The following is a 21,566-nucleotide window of genomic DNA, read 5'->3' as shown; positions in this document are numbered from 1 at the left end:
TCGAATTTGCGCCGAGACTAGATCAGATACCGAAGGCGAATACCACCGCCACACCGGCTGCGAAAGCGGCCAGCGCGCGCAGGCCGGACGACAGGTTGACGAGGCCCCAGCTCATCAGGGCGAGACCGAGACCGAGCTTCAGAAAGGCGCCGAAGGCATAGACCGGCGTCTCGGTCAGCGCGATCAGCGCCGGGTTCGCGACGATGCCGAGCGGCACGATATAGAGGCCGATCCCGAGCCGCATCGCGTTTCCGGCGACCTTGAGCCACGGCGCGTCGGCCATGCCGGCGGCAATGAAGACCGTGCCGCAAACCGGCGGTGTGATGGTCGAGAGCAGGGCGTACCAGAAAACGAAGAGATGCGCGGTCAGCGGAGGCAGGCCGAGTTCCTGCAAGGCCGGGCCCGCGACCGAAATGCAGATCACGTAGGCCGCCGTGGTCGGCACCTCCATGCCGAGGATGAGGCAGGCGAGCGCCGTGAGCAGCAGGGCGGCCCAGAGCTGGCCGCCGGAGAAGGAAAGGATGGCCGAGGTCACCTTTACGCCGAGGCCGGTCATGTTCAGCACGCCGATGATGAGACCGGCGCAAAGGATGATCGAGGCAATCATCGCAATCTGCCGTGCGGCGTCGATCGCGGCGCCGGAGAAACGTTCCCAGGTCACCCGGAGCCCGGCGAACCGGTCGGTGTCGAACGGCAGCATCGCGGCGGCGGCGAAGATCGCCACGCCGGCGGCATATTGCGGCGTGTAACCGGTGCCGAAGAGCACGATGAGCAGTGCACCGAACGGGATCGCGAAGAACGGCAGCGTGGTGAGCACCGCGCGGCGGTCTGGGATCTCGGCGGCGTCCATCGGCCTCAGCCCGTCGCGCGCGGCGAACCAGTCGATGCCGAACCAGACCGCGAGGAAGAAGAGGATCGCCGGCAGGAAGGCGGCGGCGACGATGGTGTCGTAGGTGGTCGAGAGCAGCTCGACCATGACAAAGGCGCCGGCACCCATCAGCGGCGGCATGATCTGGCCGCCGGAGGAGGCGACGGCCTCGACCGCGGCGGCGAGCGGTGCCGGGTAACCGAGACGGCGCATGGTCGGAATGGTAAAGGCGCCGGTCGAGGCCACATTGGCCGAGGCGGAACCGCTTATCGAGCCGAAGAGCGCGGAGGCGAGCACCGAGACCTTGGCCGCGCCACCTTTCAGCCGTCCGGCGAGCCGGGTCGCAACATTCATGAAACCGGTGCCTCCGTGGCCGGCGCCGACCAGGGCGCCGAGCACGATGAAGACCGCGACGACATTGACCGAGACCCCGGTCAACGGTCCCCAGAGCCCGCCTTCGGCAATAGTCAGTGTTCCCAATAAACTGTCGAAAGGCAGTCCGGGATGCCCGAATTCTCCCGGCAGATATTCGCCGAAGAGACCGTAGAAGAGGGCGATCACGGCGAGGGCCGGGAGCGCGAGCTTCACCGCACGGCGCGCCATTTCCAGCACCATCAGGATGATCAGGATGCCGCCGATCCGCTGCAGCCAGCCCTCGGTATAACCGTACTGGTCGCCGAGCGCGTCCGCATGGAGCGCGATATAGAGGCAGATCGCGATCCCGGCCGCGGCGCAGAGCCAGCCGCTCGCACGCCCGAAGGCGCTGCCGCGCGCGCCGATGACGAACACCCAGGGCAGGGCGAGCGCAAGGTGAAGCGGGCGCACGACCAGATTCGGCAACAGGCCGGTGAAGATCAGGGTCACGTGAAAGCCGACGGAGAGGAAGGCGAGCAGGGTGACGAGGCCGGTGCCGATGCGCGTCAGCGCGGTCCGGTCGTCTGCGGGCGAGAACATGTGCGGGTGACCCGTTCGGGAAATCGGAATGGCGGGCGCATCGCGTGCGCCCGCCGCATCAGGTTGCCGGTTTTACTTGAGCGCGGCCGGAACCGCGATGCCGGCCTCGGCATAATAGCGGGCCGCACCCGGATGCAGCTTACCGGCCATGTTGGCCAGCATCGCCGGTTTCACACCGTCCCACCATTTCGCCGTCTTGCCCATGTCCGCCTTGGCTTCCCAATAGGCCTTGGTCAGCGCGTAGGCATCGTCGTCGCTCATGTTGGTGGTGGTGTAGGCGACGACTGGCAGCGACGTGGTGGTGACATCGTAATCGACGCCCGGATAGGTCCCGGCGGGTATCACCAGCTTTGTCCGCTTGGTCGCCTTGACCTGCTCGTCCGACATGGAGAGCACCCGCACTTCGGTGCCGGCGGCCGCCTCGATCACGTTCGGCGCCGGATAGGAGCCCGCCGTCGCGAAACCGTCGACCTGGCGGTTCTTCAGCGCCGGCACGGCGGCGTTGAGCTCCGCGTCGACCAGCTTGATCTTTCCTTCGAGGCCGAAGGTGGTGAAATTCTTGGCGGCTTCGCGGGCACCGAAACTGCCCTTGCCGATGATGAAGCTGCGGCCCGCGAGATCGTCGAAAGTCTTCACGCCGCTATCGGCCCGGACGACGAAATGCATGGTCAGAGACGGGATCGGGAAGAGTGCGCGGATGCCGGAATAATCGGCCTCGCCCTCGAACATCTTCTTGTTGCCTGAGGCGAGCTTCACCAGCGCGGGGGGCGTCGTGAAGACGTAGTTGCCGGGACGGCGCGCGGCTTCCTTCACGTTCTGGACCGAACCCTGGCTTTCCTCGACGGTCAGCACCATGGCGCCGCCGGTCGCTTTCTTGACCGCTTCGGCGACCTGAACGGCCATCTGGTAGTAGGACGAGGTCGATTTCGCGGATTTGTAGGTCACGCGGGTCTCGGCCGTTGCTTCCGGCGCGAAGACGGCCGGCGCGACGATCGCCGCCGCCAGCAGGCCGGAGCAGAGCAATTTTCCGAATTTGGTCACTTTTTCCTCCCAAGGATCAGCAGACTTAGCTCGAGTGGTAAGCGTCTTGCCGCGCCGGAGCAATAGGCTTATCGGGATAAGTGCCGTGCCGCGCGAGTGCGCGGAAAGCGGCCAATGCTTCCAACAATGGATGATGCGGAGGACCCTCGGATGGGCAACGGTATCGTGATCCTCGATGGCGGGATGTCGCGCGAGCTGGAACGGCTCGGCGCGCCGTTCCGGCAACCCGAATGGTCGGCGCTCGCGCTGATGGAAACGCCGGAGATCGTCGAGAAGGCACATGTGGAGTTCATCGAAGCGGGTGCGGAGGTTATCACCACGAATAATTACGCCGTCGTGCCTTACCATATCGGGGAGAAACGGTTCGCCGACGAGGGACGGCGGCTGATCGAGCTTTCCGGCAAACTGGCGCGCTCGGCCGCGGACCGGAAGAAGGGAGTCCGTGTCGCGGGCTGCGTTCCTCCGGTCTTCGGATCCTATCGGCCGAAAGAGTTCGATCCGGTACGGGCGCCGAAGATCCTTGCCGAGATTGTCGGCGGGCTCGCCGGGGTTGCCGATCTTTGGCTCGTGGAAACAACGAGCAGCATTGCGGAGATGGAGGCCGCAGTCGCGGCCACCGTCGCCGCGCCGAAGCCGTTATGGGTCGCCCTCACGCTTGAGGACGGGTCAGCGGAGGATGACGGATCGCGCCTGCGTTCGGGGGAGAGCGTCAGAGAAGCCTGTGCCGCGGCTCTATCCCAAGACATCGATGCGGTTCTGTTCAACTGCAGTACACCGGAGATCATGTCCCGGGCCATTGATGAGGCTCGCCGCATTCTGCCGGAGAGCGTCCGGATCGGCGTCTATGCCAACGGATTTGCCCGGCCGGCTGGCCAGCGCGGCGCAAAACGCGATATCACGCCGATGCGGAAAGATCTGGACCCGGCGGCCTATCTTGCTCTGGCGCGGCAATGGCGGGAGCACGGCGCGAGCATCATCGGCGGCTGTTGCGGGATCGGTTGCAGCCATATCGAGGCCCTTTCGAAGGGCCTCGATTGAGGAGCTAGCCGTCGAACGCGTAGCGGGCGGCGGGATAGATCTTGCCGTAAATATCCTGCTCGACGGTGCCGGTCCGACGCATGCCCGCTTTCTCGTAGAAAGCCGCGGCCCGGTCGTTGCCGAGCAGGCAGTAAAGCTCCATGCCGGCGGGGCTCGATTTCTCTCGGCAATAGGCAAGCAGGGCCCGCCCGATGCCGCTTCCCTGCGCGTCCGGGTGAACATGCAGGGAATGCAGCTTCGGGATTTCCAACACGGCCATGGCCTGGACCGTTCCGTCCAGTTCCGCCACGAGGAAGTCCTGGTTTTCCGCCTCGAGGAGCTCGCGCCATTTCGGCCGGTCGGGATCCGAGCTGGCGAGAATATCCGCGTCGGGCACCAGACCCCGGTAGGCGATCAGCCGGGACGCGCCGAAGATTTCCGCGATGCGGGGGATATCTCCCGAGGTCGCCGGCCGGATGAGCGGGCCGCTCACGCTCTGGTCCATTCCGAGACCACGGTAGCGAGGTCCGGACGCGGGCGTTCCTGCGGGGGCGTAGCGGCGCTCCCGATATAGATGAAACCGATGATCTCGGTCTCCGGCGCATGCCCGAGCGCTTTCTTCACGCCTTCGTCGAAAGCCGGCCACTCGGTCAGCCACTGGGCGACATAGCCAAGCGCATGCGCGGCGTTCAGAAGGTTCATGCAAACCGCGCCGCCGGACATCTGCTGCTCGATCAGCGGCACCTTGTGCTCGGGATGAAGGTTTGCGGTGACGACCAGAAGCACCGGCGCGCGGGACGGACGCGCGCGTTCGAAGGCAAGCATGTTCTCGGTCGCATCCTCGCCCCAGATCTCTGCGAAACGTGCGGCGAAGATTTCGCCAAGAGCTTTTTGCCCGTCCTCGTGAAGCACCTGGATCCGCCAGGGCCCGATCTTTCCGTGGTCCGGCACGCGGATCCCGGCCGTCAGGATCTTATCCAGCTCAGCGGCGTCGGGACCCGGCCCCACCATGTCCTTGGCAACGACGGAGCGGCGGGTGAGCAGAAGGTCGATGGCTTCCACGCGATTTGTCCTTGGGTTGATTTGATCGAATAGAGACTAAATTGGTTCTATTTCAATCCGTTCAACCTGAAAAGGACAAAGCGAGCGATCTAGGCCACCGGTTCGAGATGGGCAAATTCCGGTTCCGTGTCGAACCGACCGGTTCCGAGCTTGAGTTTGTCGGCATGCCGGACGCGGGTAGTTTTCTTCTCGCGCGGTCGGCGTTGCGGCGGCGGGTCGTTCGAGACAGATACCGTGAACACTTCCTTATCACCGATCGCAGGATCGTTTTCGAGCTGCGAAAGTTCCTGCGTTGCCTGGGGATCGTCCGGCCGAAGTTTCAGCGCCTGACGATAGTGCATCGCCGCTCCGCCGTAGATCTTCAAATCCCTGAGCAGTCGGGCAAATTCGACATGATACCCTGCGTTGAAGGGAGCATATGTGACCGCTTTTGACAGGCCCAACAATGCTCCGCCGGCGTTGCTCTGCGCCCGCTCGATCTGTCCGGTAAGGTAGTAAGCGGCAGCCTTGGTCTGAGAGATTCCCTCAAGTGCGAGGATGGAATTGAGAATTTCCTTGGCGGTAGCGAAATCCTGTTCGGCCAGTTTGGACTTGGCTTCCTCCAGCCGGGACAGCTGCAGGTTCCGGACACGGTATGAGCTGGTCTCCTGAAGCGGATTTGGAATGTGGGACCGCACGCGGCAGCTGCGGCAGGTGACCCGGAAGCTGGAATTTTCGCGATGGTCGAAGATTGCGGACTCGTAGTGGTTTTCCGACCCGCAGCTCGGGCATTCGAACGTGAGATCGTAGGCGAGCGAGCGCCCTTCGATCTGGCGTTTCGCGATTTCGAAGGAGGTGAGATTGCCGATATTGAATAGCGAGTTGCTGTAGGTGTTTATCAGGAGGCTGAGGATCGATCGGTTAGCCTCGTTCATCCGGCTGATATTCACGTTGACCGGCAACTCGTTGACGAAATGATCGCGGTCGGAGATCAGGCCGTCGCGAACGGCCTCGATATAATCCGGGCTTCCCGGATATACCTGCAACATGTTCAGGTAGACCCCGTGCTCGATATTCTTCGACCACCATTTGAGCGAGTTATTCGCGGTTTCGACCGTTTCAACTGTGTCGCCGAAAATCAGATTGCCTTGGATTCCGATTTTTTCCTCGGCGGTCAGCGCAAGCGCGCTGTCGACGCGTTCAACCTTGGCCTTTTTCTTCATGCTGACGAGGACGGTGGGATCCATGCTCTCGATGCCGTAGCTGATAAAGCTGCAGCCGGAGCGCTCCATCTTCCTGAGTGTTTCGCGGTCGGTGCTATTGACGTGAAGCTGGACCAGCCATTGCAGGCCAAGAGGCTCCATGCGCTCGCAGAATTCGTGCAGACGGTCTTTGCGCAGCGAGAACAACTCGTCCACGATCTGTACCATGTTGATGTCGTACTTCTGCTTGTAGAAGGACACTTCCTCGAAGAATTTCTCAAGATCCCGCTCCCGGTAGACTTTTCCTGCCGGGTGGAAACAGAAGGTGCAGCTGAACGGGCAGGACCGGCTGGTGATCATGTCGATGCTGCGCGGGTTTGAGTTCGGCTGGCCCTGGAAGAAATAGACATCGTTGCAGCTCTGGCTGCCGATCATATCCGCAAAGCCGAGCAGGTCGTAGTTCGGCCAGGGCAGGTCGTCGAGCCCCATGATCGCGGCCCGCGGCTTGTTGCGCACCAGCGCACCTTTGTCGTTCCGGAAAATCAGCCCGTCCACTTGTGCGAGGTCGCCCGAGGTGGAAAAGGTCCGGAGAAAATCGCCGAAGCTGTCCTCGCCCTCACCGATCACGCCAATATCCGCGCCGGTCATGCGCATCGCCGGTTCGGGGTCGCCGCTCAGCATCCCGCCGCCGATGATCGTCGTGGTCTCGGGGCAGATTTCCTTGCAGATACCGAGGATTTCCTGAACTTTCGCGACAAAAGCGGAGAGGCCGCCGGTGCTGCAAAGGTCCGGCTTGAAGGTCAGAAGCTTCAGACGAAGCGCATCGAGATAGTCCAAGCCATGCGCATTCAGGTTGATCGCCTGGATTTCATGCCCTTCCTGCTCCGCGATGGCCGCGACATAGCCAAGTCCGAGGGGGAGGTGATAGAAAGCGCCGGCATTTTGCACGTAGCGCGGGATGACCATCAGGATCTTCATGGGGATTTCCCCTCGTTGCCAGGTTGAGGCATCTCCGGTCCGTTCAACCGGAGTGTAGCTCAAAACGAAGCAAACCTCATGCCAAATTGCATTTTCAGCGTTCCGGGTCCTCCTTCCTGGACGGGCTGAAATCCTTGTCCGGCATGTTTTTCCCGGCCAGCCGGTCGGAGCGCATGACCTGCATCAGCTCGTCGAGCCGCTCGCGTACGGCGGTGACGTATTTCTTGCCCATGCCGCCTGTCCAGTACTCGCGCAGGATGCTGACCGTCTGGATGTCGTGACGGCGGAAGGCGCGGACTTTCTGTTCCGCCTGGTAGGGATGGAGGCCGAGTTCCCTCAGGGTCCGCTTGCCAAGCGCAAGCGCCCCCTCGAAGGCCTCGCGCTCGATGGCGTGGGCGCCGGCTTTTTCCAGCTCGTAGAGATGGTGCCGGTCGAAGGCGCGGGCGACGATGCGGCATTTCGGGAAGTGCTCGGCGACATGGCGGACCAGCGCGGTCTGCTGGGCCTGATCGTCGAGCGCGGCGACGAAGACCTCTGCCTCGCCCAGTCCGGCCGCTTCCAGAAGGTCGGGCCGGGTGGCGTCGCCGTAATAGCTGTGCACGCCGGTCTCCCGCATCCGCTCGACAAGGTTGGGATCGTGATCGAGCACGACGATCTTGTAGTTCTCCGCCATCATCAGGCGGGCGATGATCTGTCCGACGCGGCCGACCCCGGCGATCACCACGGTACCCGGCTCCGGGATCTCGTCCGCGGGCCGGGCGGCGGAACTGACGGTGCGCGGCGCGACATAGCGCTCGAACAGGATGAAGAGGGCGGGTGTCAGTAGCATGGTGACCGCGACGGAGAGGATCAGGATTTCGACGAGGCTGCCGGCGAGCGCCCCGCTGGCGCTGGCGAAGCCGAAGAGCACGAAGGCGAATTCGCCGGCCTGGGCAAGGCCGAGGCCGAACATCCAGGTATCCTGCCAGGGCATCCGGAAGATGCCGGCGAGCGCCAGCAGGATCAGCATCTTGACCAGAATGACCCCGACCGCGATGCCGATGATCAGGAAGAACTCGGAGAATAGCAGGCCGAAATCGATGCCGGCTCCGACGGAGATGAAGAACAGGCCCAGCAGCAGACCCTTGAACGGATCGATATCGCTCTCAAGGGCGTGCCGGTACTCGCTGGTGGACAGCACCACGCCCGCGAGGAAGGCTCCGAGCGCGGCCGAGACCCCGACAAGATCCATCAGCAAGGCGGTGGAGACGACGATCAGCAGCGCCGCGGCGGTGAAGAGCTCCCGCATCTGCGCGGCGGCGATCAGGCGGAAGGCAGGCCGCACGAGGAAGCGCCCCGCCAGAATGATCGCAGCGATGGTGGCAAGGATGACCAGCGTCTGGAACCAGCCGGGATAGCCTTCGAGAATGCTGCCATGATGCCCGCCTTCGCCGCCGTCCAGCGGCACCGGCGCACCGACCGCGAGCAGCGGCAGGACGGCCAGCATCGGGATGACCGCGATGTCCTGAAAGAGCAGCACCGAAAAGGCGGATTGCCCGCCGCGGGAGCGCATCCAGCCCTTTTCGTTTAGCGTCTGCAGCACGATTGCGGTCGAGGAGAGGGCCAGCGTCATGCCGATCACCAGCGCCGCCTGCCAAGCGAAACCGACGGCCATCACCGCGGCCGTCAGTGCAATGGTGGTCAGCGCCACCTGGAGTCCGCCGAGACCGAGAAGCTGCCAGCGCATTCGCCAGATCATGTGCGGTTCGAGCTCGAGGCCGATCAGGAACAACATGATCACGACGCCGAACTCGGCGAAATGCTTCACCGTTTCGGTCTCGCTGCCGCCGACATAGCCGAGCACGGGACCGATCGCGATGCCGGCGAAGAGATAGCCGAGGACCGATCCGAGACCGAGACGATGGGAGACCGTGACCGCGACGACCGCGGCGAGCAGGTAGATGAACGCGTCCTGAAAAAAACCCATCAGCCGGCCGCCGCCTCTTCGTCGATGGCGTCGTCGAGCACGTCGTTCAGAAGCGGCGCGCTGGCGGCTTTTTCGAGGTCCAGCGAACCGTCGCGGATCGCGCCGAGGAGACGGGAGTAATCGGTGACGATTTTATCAAGCCGTCCATCTTTCTCCGCATCCTCGGCTGAAAAGATGCCGAAAGGTGCGAGATAGCGCATCCCACAGAATTTGGCGGTTTGCTCGAATGGCGAGAAGAGGGTGCGCAGATCGTTCTCGTATTTGCCTTTTTTTCGGTAGGCATCCCGGTCTGTGCCGCATGTCGCGACCTGGAGCAAGGATTTGCCCTGGAGCGCTGGGCCGTCGGCCCCGTAAGCGAAGCCGTGTTCAAGCACGAGATCTTGCCATTCCTTGAGCAGGGCCGGGCTCGAATACCAGTAGACCGGGTGCTGCATGACGAGGCAGTCGATATCGACCAGTCGCTGTTGTTCCCGGTCGATATCGATGTCGAAGTCGGGATACTCGCCGTAAAGATCGACGAGTTCGACCCCCGGCATGGTACGCGCAGCCGCGATCAGGGCGGTGTTGGCCACCGACCTGTCGGTTCTCGGATGTGCAAAGAGAACCAGAACCCGCGCCATCGACAGAGCATCCCCCAACTGCAACGAACCCGTTAACAGAGATGCGTTTGTCCGAGACAAATGTCCAGATGTCTCAGGGAGATCGATGGCGCGAATACATCATGCGCTGAGGCGGGAGATCGCCAGCGCGACCGCCTTGGCCCGCGGCACCATGGTGTCGAGGCGGCAATATTCCTTGATGCTGTGCGCACCGCCGCCGACGGGACCGGTCGAGCAGAGCGTCGGCGTGCCGACCTGGGCGGTGAAGCCGCTGTCGGCGCTGCCGCCGGAATACTCGCCGCCGATCTCGATCCCGAGTTCCGCCGCCCCGTCGACATAGAGCTGGAAGATATCCTGGCTGTCATCGGACATGGTGAGCGGCAGGAAGCCCCGTTCCATCGTGATCCGGGTCTCTGTGCCCGGCAGGTGAGTGGTGTCGAGGATCGCCTGGATATCCTTCCAGACCCGGTCGCGCTGCTCCATGGTCTTGAAGCGGACATCGACATCCGCTTGGCAATAGGGCGCGACGGTGTTGACCGAACTGCCGCCGGAGACCAGACCGACATTCACCGTGACGCCTGTCGAGAAATCGGTCAGCGCATGCAGGGCCTGGATCTTGCGCGCCATCTCCTCGATCGCGCTCACGCCTTTCTCTGGCTGACCGCCGGAATGGGCGGCAATGCCTGTGATCTCGAACTGGAAGAAGGACGCGCCCTTGCGGCCGGTCACGACATTGCCGGTCTCGCGGCCCGGTTCGGCGTTGAAGACTGCCCGCGCACCCCGTGCTGTCGCCTCGATCACCGGGCGGCCGGAGGGCGAGGCGATTTCTTCATCACCGGTATAAAGAGCGACGAGGGGAAAAGGCGCGCCGCCGAACTTGTGGAAGGCCTCGATGATGAAGGTGTTCATCACCAGGCCCGACTTCATGTCGGCGACCCCGGGTCCGTAGGCAATGTCGCCGTCGCGGGTGAAGGGACGCTCGGAGACGGTGCCGTCCGGAAAGACGGTGTCGCGGTGCCCCATCAGAACGATGTGCCGGTTGGCGCCTCCCGGCGCGGCGGAGATCTCCGCCCGGATGCAATCGCCGAACTCGTCGGCGCCGGTGCGTTCGGTCTTGATGCCGGCGGCGTTCAGATGCGCCTCGATCTTCGCCCCAACGGCGTCGACGCCGGCCTTGTTGTAGGAGCCGGACTCCGTGTTCACGAGCTCTTCCAGCAGATCTGTCATCGCCTCGCGCTGGCCGTCGAGCCAGTTCAGGACGTCGTCGATAGGCTTGGACGCCATAGTTTCATTTCCTCGAAATTACTGTGTCGGGTCAGATGTTGACCGAGAAGCCGCCATCGACCGGAATGGCCGTGCCGGTAACGAAATCGGAGGCGGGGCTCGCAAGGAAGGCGGCGATACCGGAAAGGTCGTCGGGGTCGCCCCAGCGTCCCGCCGGCGTGCGGCTCTCGATGCGCTCGTGCAGCCCGTCCACGTCGATGCGGGCCTGGCGCGTCAGGTCGGTATTGATCCAGCCCGGCAGGATTGCGTTGGCCTGGATATTGTCCGGGGCCCAGGCGACGGCCTGCGACTTGGTGAGCTGCACGATCCCGCCCTTGCTGGCGGCATAGGCGGCGCCGTAGCTCGAGCCGAAAATCGAGAGCATCGAGCCGATATTGATGATCTTCCCACCGTTTTCCGAGAGCAGCGGATAGGCCGCGTTGCTGCAGATGAAGGCGCTTGTCAGATTGGTGCTGATCACCGTTTGCCAGTCGGCGAGGGAGAGTTTGTGCGGCACGTTGCGGATATTGGTGCCGGCATTGTTTACCAGGATGTCGAGGCGGCCGAATTTCTCCTTCGCCGCGTCCACGGCGGCGGCGCAGTCGTCCTCGTTGGTAACGTCCGCGGTGACCGAGGCGGCCTCCACGCCGTGTTTCTTGAGGATGCCTTCGGCTTTGGCGTTCTTCTCCGCATTGCGGCCGATGACAAGGATGGACGCGCCGCATCGTGCGAGTCCCTCCGCCATGGCGAGGCCGATCCCGCCATTGCCACCCGTGACGGCCGCAACCCGGCCCCCGAGGTCGAACATTCCCATTTCGCTCCCCCTGTACATCTGAGTTTTCTGCAGAAGACGGCAACACTCTGATGGCCTTGCGCAAAAAGCACAATATCCGCTGCGGCAGGAGAGCGGTGCCCGGCCAATGCGGTCGATTGTTCGACCAGACGGACAAACTGTTCGGCGCCTCGAAGTTGAATGCAGTGCAGCAATGCTCAGATCTTCGGCTTAACCGACCTTCGGACGCCGCAATGCAAGTGAAGAACAATTCCGAGACCTATGGCCTTCCGAGCCGCGCCCTGCATTGGGGGATGGCGGTCGCGATCGTCGCGATGTTCGCGCTGGGTGTCTGGATGGTCACGCTCGATTACTACAGCCCCTACTATCGGCTGGCGCCGGACATTCACCGGGGCACCGGTATCCTGCTGCTCGGCCTTCTGACACTGCGTTTTGTATGGCGTCTCTTCAATGTAGACCCGGATCGCAATCAACTGACACGGATCGAACGGCGCGGCGCCGAGCTGGCGCATTGGGGCTTTTACCCCTTGCTGCTGGCCCTGATGGGGAGCGGCTATTTCATTTCGACGGCGGACGGGCGCCCGATCGATGTCTTCGGTCTGTTCTCGGTGCCGGCAATGATCAAGAGCCCCGGCATGGAGCAGGCCGCGGGGGCGATTCACGAAGTGCTCGCCTATCTCACGATGGCGCTCGCCGCGCTGCATGCGCTCGCGGCCCTGAAACATCACCTGATCGACCGCGACCGGACGCTTCTCAGGATGCTCCGCTCCGGCCCCACCTCTCTGTCCTGATCCCTTTTCCCGTAATTAAGGAGTTCCTGAATGAAACGGATTCTCACCGCGTTTGCTCTGGCTGTGCTCGCCCTCACGGCGGTCCCCGCTACGGCGGAAACCTATGTGATCGATACCAAAGGCGCGCATGCCTCGATCACTTTCCGCGCGAGCCATCTCGGCTTCTCCTGGCTGACAGGCCGGTTCGACAGCTTCACCGGCCAGTTCGAGTTCGACGAAGCCAATCCGGATGCCGCCACGGTGTCGGTGGAGATCGACGTGAACAGCCTGAATTCCAACCACGCCGAGCGGGACAATCACCTGCGCAGCGACGATTTCTTCGACGCGGCGAGCCATCCGAAGGCGACCTTTGTCAGCAAAACGATCAAGCTGACCGGGGACAAGACGGCCGTGATCACCGGCGATCTCACGATCCGCGGCGTCACCAAGACGGTAGATATAGAGGCCAGCCACGTTGGCGGCGGCAAGGATCCTTGGGGCGGTTTCCGTCAGGGCTTCTCCGGCACGGCGACGATTGTCCCCGCAGATTTCGGCATGCCCAATCCGATCGCGAAGACCCCCGTCGAACTGGTTCTCGAGGTCGAAGGGATTCGTCAGTAACCGGTTTTCCCCGAGGCGCGCGCTTCCGCGTCTCGCGTGCAAGCATCCTCTGCTCGTCCCGTCTCTATTCGTGGAGGCGGGACGACGTCCCCGGCCATCCGAGGACCTAACGCGCTGTCTTCTCCAACCGGTCGCCTTTTACCGGTTTTTAACAACCACGGCGCTACCGTTCCGCCCTGATGATTTCCAGGGCCAGATCAACGGATGCAGATAGCGACCGACGTTAGACTAGGTTGGGGACTGGTATTTGGACTTGCGGTTGGAGCCGGTTTGCTCGCCGCGGCTAATCTGTTCCTATTCTGGACAGCGTTGGATATATCCGGTCCGGGCACCGCCGGCGCCGCGCCGGAAGCTTGGGCGGCGATTCCGGCGGCTGGGATTACGGCCGCATTTTTTCTTTATATCGGTCTTGCCCGTCGAAGGTCCGGGCGCGTGTCCGCCAAAGATCTGGGAGGCAACCGGCTCGCAGACGCAATCGCGCAGCGCAACGCCGAACGGATCGGCCGAATTGGATCTTGGTACTGGATTCTCGAAACCGACGAAATCGTCTGGTCGGAGGAGGCTTTTCGGCTGCTTGGTCTGACAGGGACGGACGCGACGCCTCGCTGGGCCGAATTCCTGAAAATCGTTCATCCCGACGATAGAGAAGAAGTGGATATCTGGTTCCGGAAAGCCTGGAAAACGGACCGTGAGAATGCCACCGAGTGCCGTATTCAGCGTGCGGATGGGAGTGTCCGCTGGGTCGAGGCACGAGAAGGTCCGGTTTTTGAAGGCGGCAAAAAGACCGCGATTTTCGGCACCATCAGAGACGTCACCGAACGGGTCGAGCGCATGGCCGAGATCCAAGCGCTAAACGCCCGCCAGGAAGAGCTCGTCATCCGCCGGACCTCAGAACTTCAGGATGAAATAGCCAAGCGCGAAGCGATGCAGGCCGAACTCGCGCTGAGCGAAGCCATGCATCGCAATATTGTCGATAGCGCGGCCGACGCCATCGTCACGATCGATGTCGGTGGATGCATCCTCTCGGCCAACAGGGCCGTGAAGGACACGTTCGGGTACGATCCGGATTCCTTGGTCGGTCAACGGGCCGAAACCCTGGTGGAAAGCGGGGTGGCGGCAAAGCACCAGGGTTTCATCGACAATTATCTGCGTTCCGGACAAAGCCGGATCATGGGCCGCACTGCGGAGGTGTCGGCTCGTCGCGCATGCGGAGAGGTGTTCCCTGTCGAGTTGTCGGTAAACGAGGTCAAGGCTTCGGGGCGGATATTCTTCTGCGCGATTATCCGGGATATCAGCGAGCGGCGCTCTGCCGAACTGGAACTCAGGGAGAGCGCGGAGCGGTTGAAGGAGAGCGAAAGCAACCTGCGTAAGCTCCTGGATCTCAGCCCCGTCGGCATAACGATCGTCGAACCGCATGCCCACAAGCGCCTCTATGCGAACGAGGCGATGGCAAAGATGTTCATGATCCCGGAGGGTACGCCGCTCTCGGAATGGGGTGCGGTCGAGACCTTCGCAGACCCGAAGGATCTCGAGATCGTCCGTCAGGCGAATTTCACCGAGAACCCGATCTCCGATCTGGAACTGCTCCGCACGCGGCGCGACGGATCGACCTGGTGGTGTCTGCATTATTCCCGCCCGATTGTTTTTGCAGGCACTCATGCCGCCATTGTCTGGCATCTCGATATCTCGAACCGGAAGCGCATCGAAGCGGAGCTGTCCGAGAAGGAACAGCAACTCCGGTCGACCATCGACAACGCGCCCGCGGGGTTCGTGCTCACGGACAGGGCGGAGAAAATCGTCCTGATGAACGACCGGATGCGCGAAATTCTCGATGTGCCAGCGGAGCTGGTCGAACCCGGAAGATGCTATGGCGACGTGCTTCGTTACCTAGTGGAGCGCGGGGATTTCGGGGCCGGAAATACCGAGGAGAAGTATCAGCGCGCCCTTGGCGGACTGCGCAATCTGACGGCGCGCATCCATGAATACAATTCCGTTTCTGGGAAAATATTTGGGGTCCGCCGCCACCCGGCCGGTGAAGGCAGTGTGGTGACAGTCGCCGTCGACGTAACCGAACAGAAGGAGAGCGAGGAGCGATTGAGGCAGGCGCTTTGGGATCTGGAGCTTGCCCAAGATGAGCTTGTCCAATCTGAAAAAATGGCGTCGCTCGGCGGTCTGGTCGCCGGTGTGGCTCACGAGATCAACACGCCTGTGGGTACCGCCGTGACTGCGGCCACCCATGTGCGCGAAGAAACGATGAAGATTCGGGCCGCACTCGCGAACAACGCCGTCGGGCGCGCGCAGTTCGATGGTTACCTGTCCGTCGCCGACGAAGGAACCCGGATTATCGAGAGCAATCTTCATCGCGCGGCGCAACTGATCCGAAGCTTCAAGCAGGTCGCCGTCGATCAATCAAGCGAGGAGCGGCGGGCCTTTAACGTCGATTCCTATCTGCGAGAAACGGTCGACAGTCTCAGGCCGCAGCTCACGAACTACCCGAAAGTCGGTTTGGATCTTGAAACCGATGCGGACGTCCGCATCAACAGCTTCCCCGGGGCGTTCGCCCAGGTGCTCTCGAACCTCTTTGTCAATGCCCTCGCTCACGGATTTGACAGCGATGGGAGCGGGACTATCTCGATCCGGACAATCCGCCTGGATGATCAGGTCCGGTTGACTTTCGAGGACGACGGACAAGGCATGGATGCCGATACACGGATGCATATTTTCGAGCCATTTTTCACGACCAAGCGCGGATCCGGCGGCAGCGGTCTCGGAATGCACATCGTCTACAACCTCGTGACGACGCAACTTTCCGGAACGATCCGCTGTTTCAGCAATCCCGGAGAAGGAACGCGCTTCGATATCACGCTCCCCTTGGAACCGGAGATTTGCCATGACAAATAATGACGATCTGCTGTTTTCCGACGAAGAGGCCGACTCCGCAGACGGCGATCGCCATGAGGAGACGGAAGCCAAATGGAAGATCGTCATCGTCGATGACGACCCCGGCATCCACGATGTCACCAAGCTGACCCTTGCGGATTTCGAATTTTCCGGGCGCGGGTTGAGTTTCATCAGTTGCTATTCCGGCGCCGAGGCCCGGGAGGTCCTGGCCGAGCATCCGGACTCCGCGCTGATTCTGCTCGACGTCGTCATGGAGAATGAGCATGCCGGCCTCGATGTCGCGCAATATATCCGTCACACGCTCGACAACTGGCAATCCCGGATCGTGCTTCGGACCGGCCAGCCGGGACAGGCACCGGAACGTAAGGTCATTACCGAATACGACATCAACGATTACAAAGAGAAGACCGACCTCACGGCGACGAAGCTTTACACTCTGCTCTGCAGTTCGCTGCGCTCTTACAGGGATATTGTCACGATCGATCAGAACCGGCGCGGCTTGGAGCAGGTGATCAAGGCCTCGGCCAATATTTTCGAGCTCAAATCGATGAACGAGTTCGCGACGGGAACCCTTGAGCAACTGACCGCCCTGCTACATTTCGACCCGAGCGCCGTCTACCTGAGAGACGACGTCCAACAAGGAGGGCTGGCGGCTACCTATGCCGGTGAGACGCTCCGCGTTCTGGCTGCCACTGGTGCTTTCAAAGATTTGAGCGGGGACAATGTCAGGGATCATCTGTCACCGGCAATTGTCGAGCGCCTCGAAAAAGCGGTCGCGGCGCGTCAGAGTCTCTATGAGGATGGTGACTTCGTCGGGTTCTTCGAGGATCGCCACGGAACGACCAACCTCACCTATATGTCCGGCGTTGGCACTGTCGACCCGGTCGACCGCAGTTTGCTTGAGATGTTTATCCAGAACGTTTCGATCGCGTTCGAGAATGTCCAACTGCACGAGGACGTCGCCGATACCCAGCGCGAGATCGTCTACATGCTTGGCGAGGCCGTGGAAACGAGGTCCGAGGAGACCGGCAACCATGTTAAACGCGTGGCCGAAATCAGCCGCATACTCGCTGAAGCTTACGGTCTCGATGAGGACAATGTGGAGCTGATCAAGCTTGCCTCGCCGCTGCATGATATCGGGAAGATCGGCGTTCCCGACGCCGTTCTGAACAAACCGGGCAAGCTGGATCCGGACGAATGGGCGATCATGAAGGCGCATGCGGAGCTTGGCCATAAGATGCTTTCGGGGTCGAACCGGAAGATTTTCAAGGCAGCCGCCATAATCGCGCACGAACATCACGAGAAGTGGGACGGCTCCGGCTATCCCAACGGAAAGAAGGGCGAAGATATCCATATCTTCGGGCGTCTTACCGCGATTGCCGATGTTTTCGACGCGCTAGGCAGCGAGCGCGCCTACAAGCAGGCCTGGCCACTGGAACGCATTGTCGATCTGATGCAGTCGGAGAGCGGCCGTCACTTCGATCCCCGCTGTGTCGAACTTCTGATGGACCGTCTGGACGATATCGCATCGGTCAGAGACCGGTTCATGGATCAGCCGGCGGCCCGCGCCTAAACGGGTTGTGCTGATGATCAGAGTTCAGGTGGCTGCCCGCCTTCGGTTTACCGGCTTTTCTGCAAGAGCTACCGGCCGGTCGCGTTATTTTCTCGGTGCTCGGATCCGGCCCATCCGAAAGCCTCTTCAGGCGTTGCGCATACTTTGAATTCCCAACCGGCTTTCTCCAAAAGTGTCTCGAAGACTTCCAGAAGGGAAAGAATTCGGGCGTCAGTACATATCGCCGCGACCTTGAGGCCCGGATTGGTGGCCCCGGCCGGGATATGCATGCGGCCGGTGACATCGGCGTCGTTTCTGGAGAAGCTTGTCGTCGAGATATCACGCAGATCGTCGATCATGTATTCGAAGCCGCCCCATTCAGGATGGCTCCATACCTTTCCATTCGCCTGAAAGATGTCGACGAAATCGATATGACCCGAGAACTTCCGGTAAATGCCTGAACGCGTGTAGTTGATTTCTATCGGCATCGCATTCTCCGATGCATGGCGCCGTTCCCTCGAAAGTATCGTAGAAGTTGCTTGATGTGCTGTCTCTAAAATTTCTTTGTTCCGGCGGCCGCACCGGCGGCAAACTCCCGACCGTCACAGTCCAGCCTCTTTTGCGACCCGGAGCCGATCCCATGAACGATACCGCCTCAACGTCCCTGCCAACTCTGGGCGCCGCGATGCCCACCCGCATGCTGGCAACATACCGGGACTGGCTGATCGACGGACAGCGCGACCTGGAGATCCAGGACTTTTTCAAGGCCGACCTGCTGAACGGGAACTGGAAGCCGGTCGCCGCCGAGATCGGCAAACAGCTCGTTGGGCACAAAGGGCGGCTCGGCATTCACGGGCCGTTCTGGGGCTTCACCATCGGCACCGAGGATCCCGATGTGCGCCAGGTGGTGCGGAAGCGGATGATGCAGGGGCTCGATGTCTGCGAGGAAATAGGCGCCACGCAGATGGTCGTGCACAGTCCTTTCACCACCTGGGATTACAACAATGTCGGCAACAAGGCCGGGTATCTGGACGAGGCGTTCGCCCGGGTTCATGCCACGCTGGACAATGTCGTCGCGCGAGCGGAGAAGGTCGGGGTTACCCTGGTGATCGAGAACATCGAGGATGTCGATCCGAGCTGGCGCGTGCGCCTGGCGGAGTCTTTCAACAGCGAAAGGGTGCGGGTTTCGATCGATACCGGCCACGCACACTACGCTCACGGTTCCACCGGCGCGCCGCCGGTGGATTACTACGTCGCTGCCGCCGGCGACATGCTTGAGCATATCCATCTGCAGGATGCCGACGGCTATGCCGACAGGCACTGGGTGATGGGCGAGGGTACGATCCGCTGGCCGTCGGTGTTCCGCGCGCTCTCCGCGCTGACCTCGAACCCGCGTCTGATCATCGAAATCCGTGACCATAGCCGCATTCTGGAGGCGGCCGCTTACCTGACGGAAGCTGGTCTCGCTCGGTAGGCCGCGCTTTCTCTTTCGGTTTTTTTGCCGACGCCCTATACCCATCCGGACTTGGTCGGAATGGAGTGGGGGTGTCGGTGCCGGATTTGTCCAGTCTGCTGCAACACAATGTCGCGTGGGCCGAGGGAAAGCTGCGCGAGGACCCCGCCTATTTCGAGAAGCTTTCCGGCCTGCAGGCGCCGGAATATCTCTGGATCGGCTGTTCCGACAGCCGGGTGCCGGCGAACGTCATCACCGGCCTGGCGCCGGGCGAGGTCTTCGTGCACCGCAATGTCGCGAACCTGGTGCATCCGGGCGACCTCAACATGCTCTCGGTCTTGGAATTCGCCATCGAGGTGCTCGGTGTGAAGCATGTCATCGTCTGCGGCCATTACGGCTGCGGCGGTGTCTACGCGGCGGTCGACGGCAAGATGCATGGCATCGTAGATCACTGGCTGCAGCCGATCCGGGATGTTGCGGAGCGCTACGCGAGTGAACTAGAGGGCTGCGCGGATCCGGAAGAGCGACACAAGAAACTCTGCGAACTGAATGTCCGCTCGCAGGTTCAGACTCTCGGACGGACGCCGATCGTGCAGGCAACCTGGGCGGCCGGAAAATCGCTGCAACTGCACGGCTGGGCTTACGGCCTCGAGGACGGCCGGATCCGCGACCTCGATTGCTCCATCAGCGGTACCGACGGACTGACTTCCCGCCAGATCGCGCTGCCGGGGACCGATATCGGCTTTTAGTGTGGCTTGCGCCCGGGCGCGGCGGGATCGCCCGCGGGCTGTTCCGTTCCGCCCAGCGCGTCGGCCAGCCGATGTGCGGCACTGCCGGGGCGGAGCGGCTGCTGCTGCGAGGCATGCGGCGCCCAGCCGGTGAGATAGAGCACCTGGAAACTCGCAGGAATCCGTCCGTCCGGGCCTGCATGGCGCTCATGGTAGATTTCGGCCGCGCGCATGAAAACGGCTTTCGGCGTCGTGCCTTTGCGCCGCGCGGTGATCGCGTTGCCCTCGCCCATGCCCCGAAGCTCATGCATCAGCAGGAAAGCGTTCGCGTAGGTGACCGTCAGCAGGTCGCTGTCGGCAACGGGCAGGGCGAAACCCGCCCGCTGCATCAGTCCGGCCGCGTCCTGCAGCTCCGCGAAGGGAGAGACCCGGGGGCCGGCGCCGCCGAGCACCTCGGTCTCCGCCTCCGTCAGCACCGCGCGAAGTTCGTGCAGGGTTTCGCCGCCGAGCATCGCGCCGAGGAACAGTCCGTCCGGCTTCAGGCACTGGCGCGCCTGGAGCAGAGCGCCCGGCAGATCGTTGACCCAGTGAAGCGAGAGACAGCTGATAACGGCATCGAAACTCGCCGGCGCGAATGGCAGGAACTCTTCCTCTGCGGCGACCGATGGTCCCGAAGCGGAGGCCAGGGTGGCGAACCGTTCCGACGGGTCGAGGCTGACGACCCATTCGGCGCCGAGCTCGGGATCGAGGCTTTGCCGCAACGATCCGTCATGGCTGCCGAGGTCGAGCAGGCGGGGAAAGCGCCGCTGAATGTCGCGCATCCGGTCGACGACGCGCTCGGTGACTTCCCGCTTGAGGAAATCGTGCGCTGGGAAATCCGCCGCGGCGCGATCCCGGTTGCGCCGGACCTGGCGGCGGTCGAAGACGAGCATCTGATCCATCATGGCGCTGATATAGGCCATCGCGCGGTTCCGGGAAATGTCTCTGTCCCGCGCATGGCTCCAAAGCCGGGCCGGACCCGGCTTGACTGGTGACCGGACGCGCGAGCGGCCGGACTTCGAAAGGCGCGGCGGCGGCGTGATCGGTTCGATCGGATCCCTATCCTTGCAGACCGGACGAAGATTGTTCGATCTCGTTCTGCCGCCGCGCTGCAAGAAATGCGGTGCGCTGGTGGTTGCGGACGATGCGCTCTGTGCCGCCTGCTGGTCCTCCCTGACCTTCCTCGGCCCGCCCTGGTGCGCCTGCTGCGGTCTGCCGTTCGAATACGATGTCGGCGCGGACGCGCTCTGCGGCGCCTGCATCGCCAGCCGGCCACTCTTCGGGAGCGCGCGTGCTGCGCTGGCATATGACGATGCAAGCCGGGAACTGGTCCTCAGTTTCAAGCATGGTGGAGATGAGAGTCTGGCCCGGCTCTTCGCGTGCTGGATGGCAGCTGCCGGAGGCGAGCTGTTACATGACGCACCGGTCATCCTGCCGGTGCCGTTGCATCCCTGGCGCCGGATCCGCCGGGGTTTCAACCAGTCGGCCGGGCTCGCAGCCGCTCTCGCGCGGATTACCGGGCTCCGCTGGGACGCTCTTTCGCTTGAGCGTGTCCGCTCGACGCCCAGCCAGGGCGGGCTGGGCAGATTGGCCCGGCGCGAGAATGTTCGCGCGGCCTTCGCGGTCCGCCACTCCCGGCGGCAGCGGCTGGCGGGACGCAACCTGCTTCTGGTCGACGATGTCTGGACCTCCGGCGCGACCGCCGATGCCTGTATCCGGGCGTGCCGGAAGGCCGGCGCGGCGCGCGTCGATCTTCTGACCCTTGCACGCGTTCTTTAGG

General features: G+C 62.5%; 19 protein-coding genes. 8 read left to right on the top strand and 11 right to left on the bottom strand.

What is annotated here, in order from left to right:
• Window positions 1–22: 22 nt before the first annotated feature.
• Both NUH88_RS08400 and NUH88_RS08395 read right to left on the bottom strand, forming a co-directional pair.
• The gene (locus NUH88_RS08400) at window positions 23–1,822 is read right to left on the bottom strand and encodes a TRAP transporter permease (protein ID WP_257771361.1); all 1,800 of its coding nucleotides are present in this window, start codon (window positions 1,820–1,822) and stop codon (window positions 23–25) included.
• Window positions 1,823–1,894: 72 nt separating this feature from the next.
• Window positions 1,895–2,863: a TAXI family TRAP transporter solute-binding subunit gene (locus NUH88_RS08395; RefSeq protein WP_257771359.1), complete on the bottom strand. Its 969-nt coding sequence runs from the start codon at window positions 2,861–2,863 to the stop codon at window positions 1,895–1,897.
• A 150-nt stretch (window positions 2,864–3,013) separates the two neighbouring features.
• Between NUH88_RS08395 and NUH88_RS08390 the strand changes: the two genes are divergently transcribed.
• On the top strand, window positions 3,014–3,901 hold the full coding sequence (locus NUH88_RS08390) for a homocysteine S-methyltransferase family protein (RefSeq protein ID WP_257771358.1): 888 nt from the start codon (window positions 3,014–3,016) through the stop codon (window positions 3,899–3,901).
• A 4-nt stretch (window positions 3,902–3,905) separates the two neighbouring features.
• Here NUH88_RS08390 and NUH88_RS08385 read toward each other — a convergent pair whose 3' ends face one another.
• The 7 genes from NUH88_RS08385 to NUH88_RS08355 form a co-directional block, all read right to left on the bottom strand.
• Window positions 3,906–4,373, bottom strand: coding sequence for a GNAT family N-acetyltransferase (locus NUH88_RS08385; protein WP_257771356.1), 468 nt, complete (start codon window positions 4,371–4,373; stop codon window positions 3,906–3,908).
• Window positions 4,370–4,942: a nitroreductase family protein gene (locus NUH88_RS08380; protein WP_257771355.1), complete on the bottom strand. Its 573-nt coding sequence runs from the start codon at window positions 4,940–4,942 to the stop codon at window positions 4,370–4,372. The genes NUH88_RS08385 and NUH88_RS08380 overlap by 4 nt, the downstream gene beginning before the upstream one ends.
• Before the next feature lie 89 nt (window positions 4,943–5,031).
• Complete coding sequence (locus NUH88_RS08375) at window positions 5,032–7,101, bottom strand: B12-binding domain-containing radical SAM protein (RefSeq protein ID WP_257771353.1); 2,070 nt, start codon at window positions 7,099–7,101, stop codon at window positions 5,032–5,034.
• Between the two features lie 94 nt (window positions 7,102–7,195).
• Window positions 7,196–9,067, bottom strand: a complete 1,872-nt coding sequence (locus NUH88_RS08370; RefSeq protein ID WP_257771352.1) for a monovalent cation:proton antiporter-2 (CPA2) family protein — start codon at window positions 9,065–9,067, stop codon at window positions 7,196–7,198.
• Window positions 9,067–9,687 (bottom strand): NAD(P)H-dependent oxidoreductase, encoded by a 621-nt coding sequence (locus tag NUH88_RS08365; RefSeq protein ID WP_257771350.1) that lies wholly within the window; start codon window positions 9,685–9,687, stop codon window positions 9,067–9,069. Before NUH88_RS08365 ends, NUH88_RS08370 begins: the two co-directional genes overlap by 1 nt.
• A gap of 99 nt (window positions 9,688–9,786) precedes the next feature.
• The gene (locus NUH88_RS08360; protein WP_257771348.1) at window positions 9,787–10,950 is read right to left on the bottom strand and encodes a M20 family metallopeptidase; all 1,164 of its coding nucleotides are present in this window, start codon (window positions 10,948–10,950) and stop codon (window positions 9,787–9,789) included.
• 31 nt (window positions 10,951–10,981) lie between these two features.
• Window positions 10,982–11,737, bottom strand: a complete 756-nt coding sequence (locus NUH88_RS08355; RefSeq protein WP_257771346.1) for an SDR family NAD(P)-dependent oxidoreductase — start codon at window positions 11,735–11,737, stop codon at window positions 10,982–10,984.
• Window positions 11,738–11,955: 218 nt separating this feature from the next.
• Between NUH88_RS08355 and NUH88_RS08350 the strand changes: the two genes are divergently transcribed.
• From NUH88_RS08350 to NUH88_RS08335, 4 genes are all read left to right on the top strand, one after another.
• Window positions 11,956–12,513, top strand: a complete 558-nt coding sequence (locus NUH88_RS08350) for a cytochrome b (RefSeq protein WP_257771344.1) — start codon at window positions 11,956–11,958, stop codon at window positions 12,511–12,513.
• Window positions 12,514–12,543: 30 nt separating this feature from the next.
• Complete coding sequence (locus tag NUH88_RS08345; protein ID WP_257771343.1) at window positions 12,544–13,113, top strand: YceI family protein; 570 nt, start codon at window positions 12,544–12,546, stop codon at window positions 13,111–13,113.
• A 432-nt stretch (window positions 13,114–13,545) separates the two neighbouring features.
• Window positions 13,546–16,014: a PAS domain-containing sensor histidine kinase gene (locus tag NUH88_RS08340; RefSeq protein WP_257771341.1), complete on the top strand. Its 2,469-nt coding sequence runs from the start codon at window positions 13,546–13,548 to the stop codon at window positions 16,012–16,014.
• Window positions 16,004–17,587, top strand: coding sequence for a DUF3369 domain-containing protein (locus tag NUH88_RS08335; RefSeq protein WP_257771340.1), 1,584 nt, complete (start codon window positions 16,004–16,006; stop codon window positions 17,585–17,587). The genes NUH88_RS08340 and NUH88_RS08335 overlap by 11 nt, the downstream gene beginning before the upstream one ends.
• 68 nt (window positions 17,588–17,655) lie before the next feature.
• On the opposite strand, the gene NUH88_RS08330 is transcribed toward NUH88_RS08335, so the two are convergent.
• Window positions 17,656–17,925, bottom strand: coding sequence for a hypothetical protein (locus NUH88_RS08330; RefSeq protein ID WP_257771339.1), 270 nt, complete (start codon window positions 17,923–17,925; stop codon window positions 17,656–17,658).
• Between the two features lie 281 nt (window positions 17,926–18,206).
• On the opposite strand from NUH88_RS08330, the gene NUH88_RS08325 reads away from it, so the two are divergent.
• On the top strand, window positions 18,207–19,040 hold the full coding sequence (locus NUH88_RS08325) for a sugar phosphate isomerase/epimerase family protein (protein ID WP_257771337.1): 834 nt from the start codon (window positions 18,207–18,209) through the stop codon (window positions 19,038–19,040).
• Window positions 19,041–19,117: 77 nt separating this feature from the next.
• Entirely contained in the window at window positions 19,118–19,768 is a 651-nt protein-coding gene (locus NUH88_RS08320) for a carbonic anhydrase (protein ID WP_257772167.1), read from the top strand.
• Here NUH88_RS08320 and NUH88_RS08315 read toward each other — a convergent pair.
• The gene (locus NUH88_RS08315) at window positions 19,765–20,709 is read right to left on the bottom strand and encodes a methyltransferase domain-containing protein (protein WP_257771335.1); all 945 of its coding nucleotides are present in this window, start codon (window positions 20,707–20,709) and stop codon (window positions 19,765–19,767) included. The genes NUH88_RS08320 and NUH88_RS08315 overlap by 4 nt on opposite strands.
• A gap of 61 nt (window positions 20,710–20,770) precedes the next feature.
• Between NUH88_RS08315 and NUH88_RS08310 the strand changes: the two genes are divergently transcribed.
• Window positions 20,771–21,565, top strand: coding sequence for a ComFC family protein (locus tag NUH88_RS08310; protein WP_257771333.1), 795 nt, complete (start codon window positions 20,771–20,773; stop codon window positions 21,563–21,565).
• Window position 21,566 lies beyond the last annotated feature (1 nt).

This window comes from Nisaea acidiphila, assembly GCF_024662015.1.
GTDB lineage: Bacteria > Pseudomonadota > Alphaproteobacteria > Thalassobaculales > Thalassobaculaceae > Nisaea > Nisaea acidiphila.
Note: the sequence above shows the minus strand (reverse complement) of the source record. Positions and strands in the feature narration are given on the sequence as shown.

Coding starts and splice junctions, on each gene's coding strand:
- NUH88_RS08400 (WP_257771361.1), bottom strand. CDS start 1,822: ATGTTCTCGCCCGCAGACGACCGGACCGCGCTGACGCGCATCGGCACC.
- NUH88_RS08390 (WP_257771358.1), top strand. CDS start 3,014: ATGGGCAACGGTATCGTGATCCTCGATGGCGGGATGTCGCGCGAGCTG.
- NUH88_RS08375 (WP_257771353.1), bottom strand. CDS start 7,101: ATGAAGATCCTGATGGTCATCCCGCGCTACGTGCAAAATGCCGGCGCT.
- NUH88_RS08370 (WP_257771352.1), bottom strand. CDS start 9,067: ATGGGTTTTTTTCAGGACGCGTTCATCTACCTGCTCGCCGCGGTCGTC.
- NUH88_RS08365 (WP_257771350.1), bottom strand. CDS start 9,687: ATGGCGCGGGTTCTGGTTCTCTTTGCACATCCGAGAACCGACAGGTCG.
- NUH88_RS08360 (WP_257771348.1), bottom strand. CDS start 10,950: ATGGCGTCCAAGCCTATCGACGACGTCCTGAACTGGCTCGACGGCCAG.
- NUH88_RS08355 (WP_257771346.1), bottom strand. CDS start 11,737: ATGTTCGACCTCGGGGGCCGGGTTGCGGCCGTCACGGGTGGCAATGGC.
- NUH88_RS08350 (WP_257771344.1), top strand. CDS start 11,956: ATGCAAGTGAAGAACAATTCCGAGACCTATGGCCTTCCGAGCCGCGCC.
- NUH88_RS08345 (WP_257771343.1), top strand. CDS start 12,544: ATGAAACGGATTCTCACCGCGTTTGCTCTGGCTGTGCTCGCCCTCACG.
- NUH88_RS08335 (WP_257771340.1), top strand. CDS start 16,004: ATGACAAATAATGACGATCTGCTGTTTTCCGACGAAGAGGCCGACTCC.
- NUH88_RS08330 (WP_257771339.1), bottom strand. CDS start 17,925: ATGATCGACGATCTGCGTGATATCTCGACGACAAGCTTCTCCAGAAAC.
- NUH88_RS08325 (WP_257771337.1), top strand. CDS start 18,207: ATGAACGATACCGCCTCAACGTCCCTGCCAACTCTGGGCGCCGCGATG.
- NUH88_RS08315 (WP_257771335.1), bottom strand. CDS start 20,709: ATGGCCTATATCAGCGCCATGATGGATCAGATGCTCGTCTTCGACCGC.